The 15,859-nt window shown below is 62.0% G+C and carries 17 protein-coding genes and 2 pseudogenes; 14 read left to right on the top strand and 5 right to left on the bottom strand.

What is annotated here, in order from left to right:
- Position 1: 1 nt before the first annotated feature.
- The 3 genes and pseudogenes from HWY30_RS33420 to HWY30_RS33410 form a co-directional block, all read left to right on the top strand.
- Positions 2–280 carry a hypothetical protein gene (locus HWY30_RS33420; RefSeq protein ID WP_090811324.1) on the top strand — a complete coding sequence of 93 codons (279 nt, stop codon included), beginning with the start codon at positions 2–4 and terminating at the stop codon, positions 278–280.
- Entirely contained in the window at positions 267–1,430 is a 1,164-nt protein-coding gene (locus HWY30_RS33415; protein WP_090811322.1) for a DegT/DnrJ/EryC1/StrS family aminotransferase, read from the top strand. Before HWY30_RS33420 ends, HWY30_RS33415 begins: the two co-directional genes overlap by 14 nt.
- 32 nt (positions 1,431–1,462) lie before the next feature.
- Positions 1,463–1,894 (top strand): annotated as a pseudogene (locus HWY30_RS33410) (SIR2 family protein); the annotation flags it as partial.
- A gap of 198 nt (positions 1,895–2,092) precedes the next feature.
- On the opposite strand, the gene HWY30_RS33405 reads toward HWY30_RS33410, so the two are convergent.
- Positions 2,093–2,329, bottom strand: a complete 237-nt coding sequence (locus HWY30_RS33405; protein ID WP_090811320.1) for an FmdB family zinc ribbon protein — start codon at positions 2,327–2,329, stop codon at positions 2,093–2,095.
- 82 nt (positions 2,330–2,411) lie between these two features.
- Positions 2,412–3,086: an OmpW/AlkL family protein gene (locus tag HWY30_RS33400; RefSeq protein ID WP_090811318.1), complete on the bottom strand. Its 675-nt coding sequence runs from the start codon at positions 3,084–3,086 to the stop codon at positions 2,412–2,414.
- 153 nt (positions 3,087–3,239) lie between these two features.
- Between HWY30_RS33400 and HWY30_RS33395 the strand changes: the two genes are divergently transcribed.
- From HWY30_RS33395 to HWY30_RS33370, 6 genes are all read left to right on the top strand, one after another.
- Positions 3,240–3,521 carry a hypothetical protein gene (locus tag HWY30_RS33395; RefSeq protein WP_143037303.1) on the top strand — a complete coding sequence of 94 codons (282 nt, stop codon included), beginning with the start codon at positions 3,240–3,242 and terminating at the stop codon, positions 3,519–3,521.
- Between the two features lie 112 nt (positions 3,522–3,633).
- Complete coding sequence (gene cyoA, locus HWY30_RS33390) at positions 3,634–4,530, top strand: ubiquinol oxidase subunit II (RefSeq protein WP_167368799.1); 897 nt, start codon at positions 3,634–3,636, stop codon at positions 4,528–4,530.
- A 3-nt stretch (positions 4,531–4,533) separates the two neighbouring features.
- On the top strand, positions 4,534–6,540 hold the full coding sequence (gene cyoB / locus HWY30_RS33385; RefSeq protein WP_090811314.1) for a cytochrome o ubiquinol oxidase subunit I: 2,007 nt from the start codon (positions 4,534–4,536) through the stop codon (positions 6,538–6,540).
- 3 nt (positions 6,541–6,543) lie between these two features.
- Complete coding sequence (gene cyoC / locus HWY30_RS33380; protein ID WP_090811310.1) at positions 6,544–7,152, top strand: cytochrome o ubiquinol oxidase subunit III; 609 nt, start codon at positions 6,544–6,546, stop codon at positions 7,150–7,152.
- Positions 7,153–7,485 carry a cytochrome o ubiquinol oxidase subunit IV gene (gene cyoD / locus HWY30_RS33375; protein WP_090811308.1) on the top strand — a complete coding sequence of 111 codons (333 nt, stop codon included), beginning with the start codon at positions 7,153–7,155 and terminating at the stop codon, positions 7,483–7,485.
- Positions 7,486–7,589: 104 nt separating this feature from the next.
- Positions 7,590–8,672, top strand: a complete 1,083-nt coding sequence (locus HWY30_RS33370) for a fatty acid desaturase (protein WP_244145107.1) — start codon at positions 7,590–7,592, stop codon at positions 8,670–8,672.
- Between the two features lie 9 nt (positions 8,673–8,681).
- On the opposite strand, the gene HWY30_RS33365 is transcribed toward HWY30_RS33370, so the two are convergent.
- The 3 genes from HWY30_RS33365 to HWY30_RS33355 form a co-directional block, all read right to left on the bottom strand.
- Positions 8,682–9,194 (bottom strand): ankyrin repeat domain-containing protein, encoded by a 513-nt coding sequence (locus tag HWY30_RS33365; RefSeq protein WP_244145106.1) that lies wholly within the window; start codon positions 9,192–9,194, stop codon positions 8,682–8,684.
- A 76-nt stretch (positions 9,195–9,270) separates the two neighbouring features.
- Entirely contained in the window at positions 9,271–9,879 is a 609-nt protein-coding gene (locus HWY30_RS33360; RefSeq protein ID WP_090811303.1) for a hypothetical protein, read from the bottom strand.
- 36 nt (positions 9,880–9,915) lie between these two features.
- Positions 9,916–10,335, bottom strand: coding sequence for a group II truncated hemoglobin (locus tag HWY30_RS33355; RefSeq protein WP_090811301.1), 420 nt, complete (start codon positions 10,333–10,335; stop codon positions 9,916–9,918).
- A gap of 379 nt (positions 10,336–10,714) precedes the next feature.
- Between HWY30_RS33355 and nifH the strand changes: the two genes are divergently transcribed.
- The 5 genes and pseudogenes from nifH to HWY30_RS33330 all read left to right on the top strand — a co-directional run bounded on the left by nifH (position 10,715) and on the right by HWY30_RS33330 (position 15,571).
- Complete coding sequence (gene nifH, locus HWY30_RS33350) at positions 10,715–11,596, top strand: nitrogenase iron protein (protein WP_018423167.1); 882 nt, start codon at positions 10,715–10,717, stop codon at positions 11,594–11,596.
- Between the two features lie 105 nt (positions 11,597–11,701).
- Positions 11,702–13,165, top strand: coding sequence for a nitrogenase molybdenum-iron protein alpha chain (nifD, locus tag HWY30_RS33345; protein WP_090811297.1), 1,464 nt, complete (start codon positions 11,702–11,704; stop codon positions 13,163–13,165).
- A gap of 74 nt (positions 13,166–13,239) precedes the next feature.
- Complete coding sequence (nifK, locus tag HWY30_RS33340) at positions 13,240–14,799, top strand: nitrogenase molybdenum-iron protein subunit beta (RefSeq protein ID WP_090811295.1); 1,560 nt, start codon at positions 13,240–13,242, stop codon at positions 14,797–14,799.
- Between the two features lie 16 nt (positions 14,800–14,815).
- Positions 14,816–15,165 (top strand): annotated as a pseudogene (locus HWY30_RS33335) (hypothetical protein).
- A gap of 139 nt (positions 15,166–15,304) precedes the next feature.
- The gene (locus HWY30_RS33330) at positions 15,305–15,571 is read left to right on the top strand and encodes a hypothetical protein (RefSeq protein ID WP_143037302.1); all 267 of its coding nucleotides are present in this window, start codon (positions 15,305–15,307) and stop codon (positions 15,569–15,571) included.
- The last annotated feature ends 288 nt before the right edge of the window (positions 15,572–15,859 follow it).

The raw sequence follows: 15,859 nt of genomic DNA, 5'->3' as shown, positions 1-15,859 counted from the left end.
GATGAGCCTGAACGCCGAGCAATTGGACTTCGCGGCGAACCTGCTCCGCACGGCACCGACGCTACGCGACGCCGCCGCGCAATGGCACGAACGTTATCCCGAGGTGCGCACAATGCATGTCAGCGCAACGGTGATGCGCGACGAGACAGCAGCGCTCCGGTTCGGTGTGCGCAGTATCTATTTCGCGATATCGGCCGGGTATTACAGGACCATCACGCAGCGGCCTGAAGAGGCCGATGGGTTGATCCTGACTGAGGACAAGGCGCATGGAAATCGATGAGATCGCGCTGAGCGAACCGGCCTGCGCGGCGCGCGAGATCGATCTCGTCAACGCGGTGCTGCAATCCTCGCGTTGGAGCGACGGGCCGATGCTTGATTCGTTCGAGCGCGCGTTTGCGGGCTGGGTTGGCCGGGAGCATGCGGTCGCGGTCGCGAGCGGCACGCTCGCCACCTGGATTGCGTTGCGCGCGACGGGGATCGGCCCGGGAGACGAGGTGGTCTGCGCGTCGCACACCTGGCATCAGGTGGCGCAGGCGATCACGCTGGCGGGAGCCGTGCCGGTGTTCGCCGACATCGACTACTGGAGCGGTTGTCTGAGCGCCGAAAAAGCCGCGCAGAAGATCGGCCCTCGCACGCGCGCGATCCTCGCCGGCAATACCAACGGCCACCCGGCCGCGTGGGCGCTGCTGCGCGAACTGGCCGACGCGCAGCGCTTGCGGCTGATCGAAGACAGTACTGAGGCGTTGGGCTCGCGCTACCGGGGCCGCAACGTCGGCTGTTTCGGCGACGTATCAGTGTTCGACTTCTCCAGCCCGTCCGCGCTGTGCACAGGAGCGGGCGGCATGCTCGTCACCGACGATGACGAACTCGTCCATGAACTGCGCTATCTGCGCGAGCGGCGCGTCACGGACCGCGCGTCCGTCTCGGTCGGCTCGCGGGTGCCGCTGCAGGCGGGCATCAGTGATCTGACCGCCGCGCTCGGTCTCGCGCAACTGGCCGAACTCGACACGCGCCTCGCGCAGCGAAAGCAGGTCGAGACCTGGTATCACGAAGAGATGCAAAGCTTCGAAGGGATCAAGCCGGCCTACGTGGCCGAGGACGTCGAAGAAGTGCACTGGATGCTCTATGTTGTGCATTTGGGCAAGCGTTTTACGCAGAGCGCGCGCGCCCAGATGATCGACGACATGAAATCTTGCGGCATTGAGACGGTGGCCTACAGCCATCCGCTGCATCAGCAGTTCCACTACATGAACGCGGGCGATGCGATCGGCCGCAAGAGCGGCCTGTTGCCCGACACCGAGCGCATCGGCGATCGCGCGCTGGCGCTGCCGCTGCACACGCTACTCGACACCGACCAGGTCAAGTACATCGTCAAGACGCTGAAAGACACCGCGACCAACGTGGGCGCCGGCGCTGCCATTTATCTGTGAGGCGCACTCCTTGACCGTTTCACGCCGAACGCCTGTGTGCGGGCGGCGTCATTCCGTACCTGGGACCGGCGCTACTCGCGCTGTGCCCCGATACGGCCGTCCCTGCCACGCCGCTCGCGCTCGCCGAAATCATCACGGCCAAGGTCAGCGTGCTGCACAAGATCCGCACCCGGCTGACCCAGGCGGCGCAGTTCATCGAAAACTTCAAGCATCGGAAGTCGCTGGTGAGCGTCATGAATGAGGCCTTCGCCATGACGCCGACGCCGTCGGCACCGCATTGCGCGCTGGCGCAGGCGCGGCCGCAGGGCGGCTGGGCGCAGTTGCAGGGGCTGTCGCAGGCCGAGCATTTCGGCCATTGGTTCGCGGCCTATAGCGCAGACGGCGCGTCGCTGGATGACGTGCCGGCCTCGGGCGCGCTGCTCTACAAGCCGGCAGGACGTTTCCGTCGTGGTCATCGAAGCGCGCGAGCGCGAGGGCGGCCGTGCTGACGCAATGTTGCGAAGCCACGCGTCGAGATACGGGCAGATGCCCTTCGCGCGTTCCAGCAGGCTGTCGGCGGTGGCCCGATCCAGCGTGCCGGCCATGAAGACGGTGAGACTGAGTGCCATCCCGTAGGCGCCCTCGAGGTTCATCGACATCGACAGCGCGATTCCCCGTTGGGCTCAGCGCAGCAGCTTGCGGCGCTCGGCCGGCGAATAGTTGCTGAGGTGCCCTTCGCGCGCCGCCTGACGCCGCGCGCGGGAGATGATCGCGCGGCTCTTGCCGGGCGAGGCCGGCGCGCTGACCTGCTTGTCCAGCGCGGTGCCGCCGCATTGCGGGCAGACGGGCGTGTGGCCGGCGCGCACCAGCGTTTCGAATGCGTGGCCGCAGGCCGCGCAGCGGTAGTCGTACAGGGGCATAGTGATCAGATCTCCGTTTCAGGTGGATGGGGCGCAGCGGATCGCCCGCTGGTGCGAGCTGTGGTCTGTCATTGCGCGCTCGCTAGAACTTCATCCCGACGCCTATTCCCAGTACCAGTGGGTCGATGTCCAGCCGGCCCAACGAACTATCGGCGACCGAGGCGTCCGTGTGCATCCAGATCTTTTTGATATCCGCGTTGAGAAAGACGGTCTTCGTGATCTGCACGTCGACGCCAGCCTGCACCGCCGGACCGAAGCTGCTGCGTGACACCTGGATGCCTACGGGGCCCGCGCTCAGGCCGTCGTTGTAGAAGTAGGTGTAGTTGACCCCCGCGCCGACATACGGTCGGATCATGCCAGCATGGTTGAAGTGATATTGCAGCAGCAGCGTCGGTGGTAGCACGTTCACGCCACCGAGATCGCCGAGGCCGGACGTCACGTGATGCCGCGAGGTGGCGAGAATCAGCTCGATGCCGATCGCGTCGCGGATCATATAGGTCAGGTCCAACTCCGGCACGAATGCGTTATTGACACCCACGCCGAGCGACGACAACGTGCCGCTGGTGTGAACGTCCGGCTCGATCGAGATGGCACGCAGACGCACGAGCACGTCGCCGGCGTGGATCCCATCAGCCGTCACCTCGCCTGCCATCGTGCTTCCGTTCGCGCTGACGTCATCCGCGTATGCCAGCACTTCGAACAAACCGGTAGCGCACAGGCTTGCCACGATCATGACGGCCTTAATCATGTGCTTCATCGCTTTCCCCTTGTTGACGTATGCGGGGAATTGTCGACGCGCAAATCAGGGCTGCCCTTGCGCAGGGTCAACCGGTCCCGATCCCGAAGTCAAGATGCGACACCGGGTCACGCGTAGGAATGTCGAGATAGCGGGAGCCTTGAGGCCGGACTATTGGCCTTCAACCGCATTGACTGGTACCCAAGATGTTTCTCGCACCCGCAGACACCGATTTCGCAGCCATTGCCGGACTGGCTGCAGCCGCCGAACGGCACGCAGATCACTCTGCTACTTCTGCGCATGCAACAAGGTCATTACGCAAGCTTCGGCGTACAGGACTTTGCTACCGACGTTCAGCAGGCTGTCAATCGCATCCAGCCACTCGATGTGGTGGAACGCGCACTCAGCGGCGCACTGCGTCAGTGCACCGCACCCCGCCGCTTTGTTCGTCCTTGATCGACATCAATCACAAAGCTGGTCGGTTGTCGGACCATGACGCTGCGAGTGTGATGCCGCATGCGTCAAGCCAGCTTGAGGTCAAAAGTTCCACAACCCGGACTTAACCACTATGACAGACGGAAAAGCCTTAAGGAAACGGTCGATAGCCATCGTCACGACATTGAGCGCCTGTCTATCGGGATGTGATCTGACTGTGCTTGATCCAAAAGGGAGCGTCGGCGCGGCCGAGAAGTCGCTGATCGCCACCGCCACGTGGGCGATGCTGATCGTCGTGATCCCGGTGATCCTGCTGACGCTGTTCTTCGCGTGGCGCTACCGTGCGTCGAACCGTCACGCGGTCTATGCACCCAAATGGGCGCACTCGACGGCGATCGAGATCGTCGTCTGGACGATCCCCGCCCTGATCATCCTGTACCTCGGTATCCTGACGTGGCGCACCACGCATGAGCTCGACCCGTACCGGCCGCTGCAGTCGAGCGTGAAGCCGATCGACGTCGAGGTGGTCGCGCTCGACTGGAAGTGGCTCTTCATCTACCCGGACCTCGGCATTGCGTCGGTGAACCAGCTCGCCGTGCCAGTCGATACGCCGGTGAATTTCCGGATCACGTCGGACTCGGTGATGAACTCATTCTTCATCCCGCAACTCGGCACCCAGGTGTATGCAATGGTCGGCATGCAGACCCGTCTGCACCTGATCGCGGATGCACCGGGAAATTTCGAAGGCATGTCCGCCAACTTCAGCGGCAAGGGATTCGCCGACATGAAGTTCCGCACGCTCGCGACGAGCGCCACCGACTTCGACGCATGGGTGCGGAAGGTCAAGGCTTCGCCGGACCGCCTGAGCATGGACGAATACGCCGAAGTCGCGAAGCCGAGCGAGAAGCAGTCGGTACGCTACTTCTCATCGATCGATCAGTACCTGTTCCGCAACGTCGTTGCCCGATACAACAACGGCAACGTCACGGCCTTCCGCGACGCCGCCTGTCGCACGCAGACCACGGAGTAAGCCATGTTTGGAAAACTCACGCCCGGCGCGATTCCGTTCGATCAGCCGATCATCATGGGCGCGGCCGCGTTCATGGCGCTCATCGTGCTGGCGGTCATCGTCACGCTCACGAAGCTCGGCCGCTGGAAGTGGCTCTGGACCGAGTGGCTGACAAGCGTCGATCACAAGAAGATCGGCATCATGTACATCATCGTCGCGGTGCTGATGCTCGTGCGCGGTTTTGTCGACGCCGTAATGATGCGGCTTCAGCTCGCGATCGCGTTTCACGGCCCGGGTTACCTGCCGCCGCACCACTACGACCAGATATTCACCGCGCACGGTGTCATCATGATCTTCTTCATGGCGATGGCGCTGATGGTCGGCCTCTTCAATCTTGTCGTGCCGCTGCAGATCGGCGCGCGCGACGTCGCCTTCCCGTTCCTGAATTCGCTGAGCTTCTGGATGACGGCGATCAGCGCGATCCTGATCAATCTGTCGCTCGTGATCGGCGAGTTCGCGCAGGTCGGCTGGCTCGCGTATCCACCGCTGTCGGAGCTGCAGTTCAGTCCCGGCGTCGGGGTCGACTACTACATCTGGAGTCTGCAGCTCTCCGGCGTCGGTACGCTGATTACCGCGATCAACTTCTTCGTGACGATCGTCAAGCTGCGCGCGCCCGGCATGACGCTGATGAAGATGCCGGTGTTCACGTGGACCGCGCTGTGCTCGAACGTGCTGATCATGGCAACGTTCCCGATCCTAACCGTGACGCTCGCACTGCTCGGCCTCGACCGCTACGCAGGCATGCACTTTTTCACCAATGAGCTCGGCGGCAACGCGATGGTGTACCTGAACCTGATCTGGGCGTGGGGCCACCCGGAGGTGTACATCCTCGTGCTGCCCGCGTTCGGCATCTACTCGGAAGTGATCGCGACCTTCGCGAAGAAACCGCTGTTTGGCTACAGAACGATGGTCTACGCGTCGTGCGCGATCACGGTGCTCGCATTCCTCGTGTGGGCGCACCACTTCTTCACGATGGGTTCCGGCGCGGACGTCAACGCGTTCTTCGGCATTATGACGATGGTCATCGCGATCCCCACGGGCGTGAAAATCTTCAACTGGCTGTTCACGATGTACCGCGGTCGCATCGAGTTCACCACACCCGTGCTGTGGACGATCGGCTTCATGGTCACGTTCACGATCGGCGGCATGACGGGCGTGATGATGGCGATCCCGGGCGTGGACTTCGTGCTGCACAACAGCCTGTTCCTGATCGCGCACTTTCACAACGCGATCATAGGCGGCGTCGTGTTCGGCTATCTCGCAGGCTTCCATTACTGGTTCCCGAAGGCGTTCGGCTTCAGGCTTGACGAGAAGCTCGGCAAGCGGGCGTTCTGGTGCTGGTTCGTCGGCTTCTACGTGTCGTTCGTGCCGCTCTACGTGCTCGGCTTCATGGGCATGACCCGGCGCCTGAATCACTACGACAACCCGACCTGGCATCCCTGGCTGTTCGTCGCCGCATGCGGCGTGGTGCTGATCGCACTCGGTGTCGTGCACCAGATCGCCCAGGTCGTCGTGAGCGTGATCCATCGCAACGAGCCGGAATACGGCGACCTGACGGGCGACCCGTGGAACGGCCGCACGCTCGAATGGGCCACCGCGTCGCCGCCCGCTGTCTACAACTTCGCGCGCATACCGGTCGTCCACCAGATCGACGCGTTCGCGCACATGAAGGAAAGCGGCGCAGCAAATGCCGCACTGGCGCATTACGAGGACATCCACCTACCGTCGAACACCGCGGACGGGTTCCTGATCGGCGCATTCAGCCTCGTGCTCGGCTTCGCCGGCGTCTGGCACATTACGTGGCTCGCCGTGCTGGCCTTAGTCGCGATCGTCGCCGCGCTGATCGCGCGTAGCTTCCGCGACGACCATGGCTACGTGATTCCGGCCTCGCGCGTGCGCGAAATCGAAGCACGTCGCGGCAGCGCACGCACCCCGGCCGCCCTTGAACTACCCGAATCCGCGGAGACCTGATCCATGTCGCAATCTGCATTACTCGTCCATCACGGCAGGTCGAGCGCTGACCACGGCCCAACGCCCACCGTATTCGGCTTCTGGCTGTACCTGATGACCGACTGCATGCTGTTCGCGTCGCTGTTCGCCGTGTTCGCCGTAATGGCGCACCAGTTCGCGGGTGGCGCGTCCGGACGGGACCTGTTCGACATCCCGGGTGTCGCACTTCAAACCGGCGTGCTGCTGCTGAGCAGCACCACCTACGGCTTCGCGATGCTCGGCGCGCAGCGCCAGGGGCGTGGTGCCGTGATCGGCTGGCTCCTCGTGACGTTCGTGCTTGGCGCGCTGTTCCTCGCGTTAGAGCTGCGCGAGTTCTCGCACCTGGTCGCCAATGGTGCTGGGCCCAGTCGCAGCGCCTTCCTGTCGTCGTTCTTCACGCTGGTCGGCACCCACGGCCTGCACGTGACAGCCGGCCTCGTCTGGATGGCCGTGCTCGTCGTGCATGTCGTCCGCTCGCCTGAACTGTCCGGTCGCGACCTCACGAGTCTGACATGCCTGAGCCTCTTCTGGCACTTCCTCGACATCGTGTGGATCTGCGTGTTTTCGTTTGTCTATCTCGGGAGCATGCTCTAAATGGTCCATTCACACTCGACGTCCACGACCGCCTCGCGTGGTGACGTCGCCGGTTATATCACCGGTTTCGTGCTTGCCGTGGCGCTGACGGCTGGCTCATTCTCGATCGTCACGCAACGGTTGCTGCCGTCCGGCTCCGCGATTATGGCGCTCGCGTTGCTGGCGTTCGTGCAGATCGTCGTGCATCTGGTGACGTTCCTGCATCTCGACCTGTCGCGCGGCCAGCGCTGGAACGTGCTGGCGTTATGCTACACCGCGCTCGCCGCGCTGTTCCTGATCTTCGGCACGATCTGGGTAATGCACAATGTCAGCATGAACATGATGTCGCGCTGACTCGCCACCAGCGCGAAACGGTCTGGTCACATCATCGCGGACACGGCATGCAGCCGTCGGCCGCGTGCGTAGTGTTGTCCTGCACCGCTCTACCGGTCTTCTTCATGAACAGTCCGAATCACCCCGTTCCCGCCAATGAGCCATTGCCCCATCGCAAGGTCATCCGCTCGTGGCTGACACCGTTCGCCGAACGCCGCACCGCCTACGCGCTTCTGCTGCTCGTGTTCGACTACGTTTTGCTATTGTGTGCGCTCGCCGCGAGCGTGTTCGCGCACGGGTTCGTGCTGAAGACCGTATTCGGATGCATGGCGGGCTTTGTCATCGGACGGCTCTTCGTCATCGGTCACGACGCATGTCATGAGAGCCTGACCCGGCACCGCACGCTCAACCGCTGGCTGGGCCGGATCGCCTTCCTGCCGTCGCTCACGCCGTACAGCCTGTGGCAAGTGGGTCACAACGTGGTGCATCACGGCTACACGAACCTGAAAGGCGTCGATTTTGTGTGGGCACCGCTGACGATCCAGGAATATCGCGCCTTGAGTGGGCCACGGCGCGCACTGGAACGTATCTATCGCAGCGGCTGGGCGCCCGGTCTCTACTACATGATCGAAATTTGGTGGACGAAGATGTTTTTCCCGTCGCGGGCCGCAATGCCGACGCGGCGCCCCGTGTTCTTCCGTGACTGCACGCTGGTATCGGTGTTCGCACTGCTGTGGATCGGCGCGCTCGCGTGGATCGCTCGCGCCACGCAGCGGGGAGTGGTCCCGTCAATCGCATGCGGGTTCGGGGTGCCGTTCCTGTTCTGGTGCGCGATGGTGGGTTTCGTCGTGTACGCGCACCACACGCATCCGCAAATCCGCTGGTACGACGATCGCGCGAAATGGGGGCGGTCGGATCCGTTCGTATCCACGACGGTGCACTTGACCTTTCGCTGGCGTTTTGGCGCGCTGTTTCATCACATCATGGAGCACACCGCGCATCACGTCGACATGAGTCTCCCTCTATACGGGCTCGTCGGTGCTCAGCGAACCCTCGAAGCGATGCTTCCGGAACGGATCGTCGTGCAGCGGTTTTCGTGGCGTTGGTACTTCGACACCGCACGAGGCTGCAAACTATACGATTTTTCGACTGATCAGTGGACCGACTTCGCTGGTCGCGCGACGCACGTTCCTCTTAAGACTCGCTAACAAAGCCTGTCATCCGAAAGCAAGCAGCAGTTGCAGCCCGAGGTCGGCTGCCATGTCGAGCGCGCTGCGGCCATCCGGTGCGCACAGTTCTGCGTTCGCCCCATGCGCAAGCAGCATCTGCAGGACGTCGAGGCGAGCGCTCGCGGCTGCCTGCATCAGGCATGTGATGTCGTCGTCGTTCACATGGTCGATCGGCGCGCCGGCGTCGATCAGCCGCAGGATGGTCGCGGGGCCGCCGTGCAGGCACGCGAACCAGAGCGCATGGTTGCCGTCGTCATCGAGCGCGTCGGCGCGTGCGCCGAGTGCGAGCAACGCTTCGACGACCGCGTCCTCGCCATGCTGCGCGGCGCGCATCAACGGCGTTTCGCCGTTCACGCAGCGCGAATGCGGAGCAGGGAAGCCGTGGTACGCCAGCCAAGTGGAAAGTGCGGTGGGCACGATCGTTTCGAGTTGTGCATCGGGGTTCCGGACAACGCGCGAGGCCAGGCGTTCGCGGACGACGAAAGCAGTATCGGTGTGCATGATCATGGTCGCGTTCGGGTGCAAGGGAACATCGGTTGGCGCAGCCGCGCGGGCGGCGGCCGCAGGGACCCGAGCCTCAGACGGGCCGGTTCTCGTTGGGGTTGCGCACCGGCCCCATCAATTCAAGTCCTTCGCTGTAAGTGATCGTGTCGAAGGTCACGTCGAACTTGATGGCCGCGTCCGCTACCGCATCCAGCTTGCCGCCTGAGTCCTTTTTCTTCAATTCGTTCTTTTCGAGGTACAGCAGTTCGAGCATCTCGTTGTAGACGGTGGACTCGAGAATCGGCAGCACATAGAACATCGCGCCCTTGTACGGCACCTGATATCGCTTGCTCAGGTCGATGTTGTCGCAAAACAGAAAGTACTTGCCGTCCGCCGAGAGCGTGTCGCTGAGCACCTCGGCCACGTCCTTCAGATGCTCGAAGCTCAACAGATACCCGGCGAAGAACGGCAAGTGCTTATGGCCGATCGTCGCGCATGCCATCACCTGATCGCAGGTCAGCTCCGGCGGCCGCGCTTCGTCGGCGAGCTTTGGGGCAAACCGCAGCGCAAGTTCGCCGCGGAAGCCGACCCGGCCGAGCCTGTTCGTCAGTCCCTTGAGAACCGGGTTGAGCAGACGGCCTTCATGTTCGAGACGGGCGAACGCGGTGTCGTCGATCTCCTTGTGCGCGAGCGTTTCGGTCATCACAGATCCTTGGGTTAAACAGCGTTGAAGAGGGATTCACGTCTGCGTATTGCGCATCCGGTCGGCGATTTTGAAAAAGGCCTGCATCAGTTCATCGCGTAGCACCGGCTCGACACCCGTCTCGTCGAACGCGGCGCGCATGCAAGCTAGCCACGCATCCCGTTCGGCGGTGCCGATCGCGAATGCGGCATGACGCGTGCGCAGCCGTGGTTGGCCGCGCTGTGCCGAGTACCGCTTGTCGGCGCCGAGCCATTCGCACAGATACAGCACCAGCACGGCCTTCGTCGAAGACAGGTCCGGGTGATGCATCGCGCGAATGCGCTGCGCGTCGGCCCGCGTATCCATGTGCCGATAGAACGCATCGACCAGGCGGATGACGGCGGTCTCGCCGCCTAGACGGTCGAAGTGCGTCTCGCGCGGCACGGGTCGCGAAGCTTGGGTGGCTGGTGTGTCCATGGCGCGATCAATGCAATAACCGAACCAGGCCGCAACCCGGCGATTGTCCGGCTGCACGCAGGCCAATACGACAGAAATCGCACGACAAACGCGCCCGAATGGTTTCATTGGCGACGAAGTTCGCGTGGTTTGTCGCGAAATCGACAAGACAGAAGAGGAGTCCGCAAAAGTCCCGAACCAACCGCCGCAGCGCGGCGGGGCGGACGCGACGCAGTACCGCTGGTGACGTGGCACAGAAGCTGCGTTTGGAGTCCAGCGCGGACACAGGTCCGGCCGATGCGTGACTCGATATAAGAAGACCCATACAGGCACGACAGGCTGACATGGTCGCGGTTACGCAACCCTGGTTTCAACCCTTCTTCCTGAATGGAGAAATGCAATGTCTAAACTTCGGCAAATCGCGTTCTACGGTAAAGGCGGTATCGGCAAGTCGACCACCTCGCAGAACACCCTGGCAGCCCTGACTGAACTCGGGCAGAAAATCCTGATCGTCGGCTGCGATCCCAAGGCGGACTCTACCCGCCTGATCCTGCATGCAAAGGCGCAGGACACCATCCTGTCGCTAGCGGCCGAAGCCGGCTCGGTGGAGGACCTCGAACTCGAGGACGTGATGAAGATCGGTTACCGCAACATCCGTTGCGTGGAGTCCGGCGGTCCGGAACCGGGCGTCGGCTGCGCGGGCCGTGGCGTCATCACGTCGATCAACTTCCTCGAAGAAAACGGCGCCTATGACGGCGTGGACTACGTGTCGTACGACGTGCTCGGCGACGTGGTGTGCGGCGGTTTCGCAATGCCGATTCGTGAGAACAAGGCGCAGGAAATCTACATTGTGATGTCCGGCGAAATGATGGCCATGTATGCGGCCAACAACATTTCAAAGGGCATTCTGAAGTACGCGAACAGCGGCGGTGTGCGGATCGGCGGGCTCGTGTGCAACGAGCGTCAGACCGACAAGGAACTCGAACTCGCCGAAGCGCTGGCGAAGATGCTCGGTTCGAAGCTGATCCACTTCGTGCCGCGCGATAACATCGTGCAGCACGCCGAGTTGCGCCGCATGACGGTGATCGAGTTCGCGCCCGAATCCAAACAGGCGGAAGAGTATCGCCAGCTCGCCACCAAGGTGCACAACAACGCGGGCAACGGCACGATCCCGACGCCGATCACGATGGATCAACTGGAAGACCTGTTAATGGAGCACGGAATCATGACGTCCATCGACGAATCGCAAGTCGGCAAGCCTGCAGCGGAACTGACCGCCTAAGCGAGCGGCGCTGCGCGCGGCCCGGTGTTCTTCTTCACGCGAAGAACCGGGCCATGCCGGCTACCCGCTGCCAGGCTTGATACTCACCCTATGGAGCATTCCCCCATGAGCGTCACTGTTGAAGAGCGCAAGGCCGCGAACAAGGCCCTGATCGATGAAGTGCTGAAGGCCTATCCGGAGAAGATGGCCAAACGGCGCGCCAAGCATTTGGGCACCTTCGAGGACGGCAAGCCCGACTGTGGCGTGAAATCAAACATCAAGTCATTGCCGGGCGTGATGACGATTCGCGGTTGCGCGTACGCCGGCTCGAAGGGCGTGGTCTGGGGGCCCATCAAGGACATGATCCACATCAGTCATGGTCCGGTCGGTTGCGGCCAGTACTCGTGGGCCGCGCGTCGCAACTACTACATCGGCACTACCGGTATCGACACCTTCGTGACGATGCAGTTCACGTCGGACTTCCAGGAAAAGGACATCGTCTTCGGCGGCGACAAGAAGCTCGACAAGATCATCGACGAGATTCAGGAACTGTTTCCGCTGAACAAGGGCATCTCGATCCAGAGTGAATGCCCGATCGGCCTGATCGGCGACGACATCGAGGCCGTCTCGAAGACGAAGAGTGCGCAGTATGAAGGGCACACCATTTTGCCGGTGCGCTGCGAAGGTTTTCGCGGCGTCAGCCAGTCGCTGGGCCACCATCTGGCTAACGATGCGATTCGAGACTGGATATTCGACAAGGCCGATCCGGACAAGCGGCCCGAATTTGTTTCGACGCCTTATGATGTTGCGATCATCGGCGATTACAACATCGCCGGCGATGCCTGGTCGAGCCGGATTCTGCTCGAAGAGATCGGCCTGCGCGTGATCGCGCAATGGTCGGGCGACGGCTCGATCGCCGAGCTCGAGAATACGCCCAAGGCCAAGCTCAATTTGCTGCATTGCTACCGCTCGATGAACTATATCAGCCGGCACATGGAGGAGAAGTACTGCATTCCGTGGGCGGAATACAACTTCTTCGGCCCGTCGATGATCGAGAAGAGCCTGCGCGAGATCGCCAGCCACTTCGACGACACCATCAAAGCCAACGCGGAGAGGGTGATCGCCAAGTATCGTCCCCTGGTCGATGCGGTGAACGCGAAGTTCAGAGCGCGCCTGCAGGATAAGACCGTGATGCTGTTCGTTGGCGGCCTGCGTCCGCGCCACGTAATCGGCGCCTACGAAGACCTCGGCATGAACGTGGTCGGCACCGGCTACGAATTCGGCCACAACGACGACTATCAGCGCACCACGCACTACGTGAAGGACGGCACGCTGATTTACGACGACGTGACCGGCTACGAGTTTGAGAGGTTCGTCGAACAGGTCCAGCCCGATCTGGTCGGCTCCGGCATCAAGGAAAAGTACGTGTTCCAGAAGATGGGCGTGCCGTTTCGCCAGATGCACAGCTGGGACTATTCCGGTCCATATCACGGCTACGACGGCTACGCCATTTTCGCGCGCGACATGGACATGGCCATTTCCAGCCCGGTGTGGGGGCTCGCCAAGGCGCCCTGGAAGAAAAACCTCTAAGCGCCGGCCACCGCACCGATCACCGGACTGATCACCGGCCGGCAGGCCATTGAACTGAATATCAGGAGCATCCCGTGCCCCAATCCGCAGACCAGATTCTCGACCAGGAACTCCTGTTCCGTGAGCCCGAGTACCAGAAAATTTTCCGCGCGAAAAAGGAAAACTTCGAGTTCAACCATTCAGACGAGCAGGTCAAGCAGATCGTCGAGTGGACCAAGAGCGAAGATTACCGGCAAAAGAACTTTGCACGCGACTCGCTCACCATCAACCCGGCCAAGGCCTGCCAGCCGCTCGGCGCAGTGTACGTGGCCAACGGCTTTCACAAGACGCTCAGTTTTGTGCATGGCTCGCAGGGCTGTGTAGCGTTTTATCGCTCGCACTTCTCGCGTCACTTCAAGGAGCCGACCTCGTGCGTCAGCTCGTCGATGACCGAGGACGCGGCGGTGTTCGGCGGCATGAACAACATGATCGACGGCCTCGCAAATGCGTACAACCTGTACAAGCCCGACATGATCGCGGTCTCCACGACCTGCATGGCGGAAGTGATCGGCGACGACCTGGACGCGCTCATCAAGAACAGCAAGCAGAAGGGCAGCGTGCCGGAAGACTACGACGTGCCGTTCGCGCACACGCCGGCCTTCGTCGGCAGCCACGTGACCGGCTACGACAACGCGCTCCTCGGCATCCTCAGGCACTTCTGGGACGGCAAGGCCGGCACAGCGACGCCGCTTGAGCGCGTGCCCGACGACAGCGTCAACTTCATCGGCGGCTTCGACGGCTACGTGGTCGGCAACATGAAGGAAATTCGCCGCATCTTCGATCTGTTCGGCGTGACGGTGAACATCATCTGCGACCCATCCGAAACGTGGAATACGCCGACCGACGGCGAGTTCCGGATGTACGAAGGCGGCACGACCAAGGAGGAAGTCGAGCGCGCGTTGAACGCGAAGGCGACCTTCGTGTTCCAGGAATACTGCTGCGAGAAGACCAGCAAGTTCATTGGCGAGCATGGACAGGAAGTGGTGGTGCTGAACTCGCCGGTTGGCGTCGCGGGCACCGATCAGTTCCTGATGGAAATCTCGCGCGTGACCGGCAAGCCGATTCCGGCGCAACTGGAGAAGGAGCGAGGCCAGCTCGTCGATGCGATGGCCGACAGCCAGGCTCACCTGCACGGCAAGCGCTTTGCGCTCTACGGCGACCCGGACCAGATGCTGGGCTACACGCAGTTCCTGCTGGAACTCGGCGCCGAGCCGGCTCACGTGCTGGCGACCAACGGCAACGAAACCTGGGCTGCGAAGGTGCAGGCGCTGTTCGACGCGTCGCCCTACGGTGCCGGCTGCAAGGTGTATCCGAAACGCGATCTGTGGCACATGCGCTCACTGCTGTTTACCGAGCCAGTGGATTTCCTGATCGGCAACACCTACGGCAAATATCTGGAGCGCGATACCAAAACGCCGCTGATACGCATGGTGTTCCCGATCTTCGATCGCCACCATTACCATCGCTTCCCGACCTGGGGCTATGAAGGTGCGTTGCGGGTGCTGGTCACGCTGCTGGACGAGTTCTTCGAAGCGCTCGACGCCAACACGATCGACGTGGCGAAGACCGACTACAGCTACGACATCATTCGCTGACGAGGAGAGCGCGGCCATGGCAGACACAGCAGATGCATCGGGCGCGGCAGATGCAGTTCTGGTCAAGATGACGCAGGACGGCCGTAACGTCGAGGTCATCAGCGGCTAGGTTTGCCTGGCCGGTGTGGGCGAGGCCGACCACCTCGTCCCGCTGCTCGAACACCCGAACCGGCAGATGATCGCCCAAGTGCTGCCCGGGGCCCCGCGCATGTGGCCGGCCGGTTGCCATTGACGCACGAGGAGATTGCGATTGCACAGGGTGCGATGTCGGCGGCTCGGTGGCAGTTCGACGCGAGCCCGGCGGGTATCGCGCCGCGGTTACCTCGCGCGGTGTGGGCGAAGATTGCGGCGGAGGATGTCGAGTAGCGGGGCACCGCTGAAAACGAAATTGCTGCGCTGTGTGTAGCTAGCCTGCGTGACGAACCTCAGCGAGGGAGCGGGGCATGATCTATGTAGTCGCGCAGTCTGACTCCGTGCCGCTGCGTGCCTGGTTCGCAACCAGTTGATGGTAGAGATCGCCAAACTGGCTGGCCGGATAGCGTGGATTTGCGACGACGTTGGAACGCCGTGGGATGTTCAGGATCGCAAGCAAGCTGTGACGAAACTGCTCAGTCTGAATATGGGCGGCGAGATCGGCAAGCAGAGTGGAAAGAGACATGGGGCCAACGAAGATCAAAAAGATCCTCATTGGCCGCAGCCTTGCTGGCGTCTAAAAAGACGCCAGCAAGGCTGCGGCCGCGCGAAGCTGGCTTCACGTCAAGTGTTTTTTTAACTTGATTGAGTTCCGGCGCGGCAGACGCGCTTAACTTGGGTGGATCGAGGTGCTGCCGGGTGCCGGATATCGATTGCGCGAAAACCATACCCGTTTTCCGGATCAGTGCCGCAGGCGTCAACGAAGTTGCGCGCGTACAGGCTCATCGGTCGTCAGATGGATCCCATATTCCAGGGCGGTTTCAAAGGTGAAGCGCAACAGCGGGTTAATGAACGGAAGCTGAAGTTATCGAAGCGGTTGCGAGCATACGTTCGAACACCTCGAATGGCGAATGAAATACATGCGTAG

It is taken from the genome of Paraburkholderia tuberum STM678 (genome assembly GCF_902833905.1).
GTDB classification, from domain to species: Bacteria; Pseudomonadota; Gammaproteobacteria; order Burkholderiales; family Burkholderiaceae; genus Paraburkholderia; species Paraburkholderia tuberum.
The sequence above is the reverse complement of the archived record's forward strand: the minus strand, read 5'-3'. Positions and strand labels throughout refer to the sequence as shown.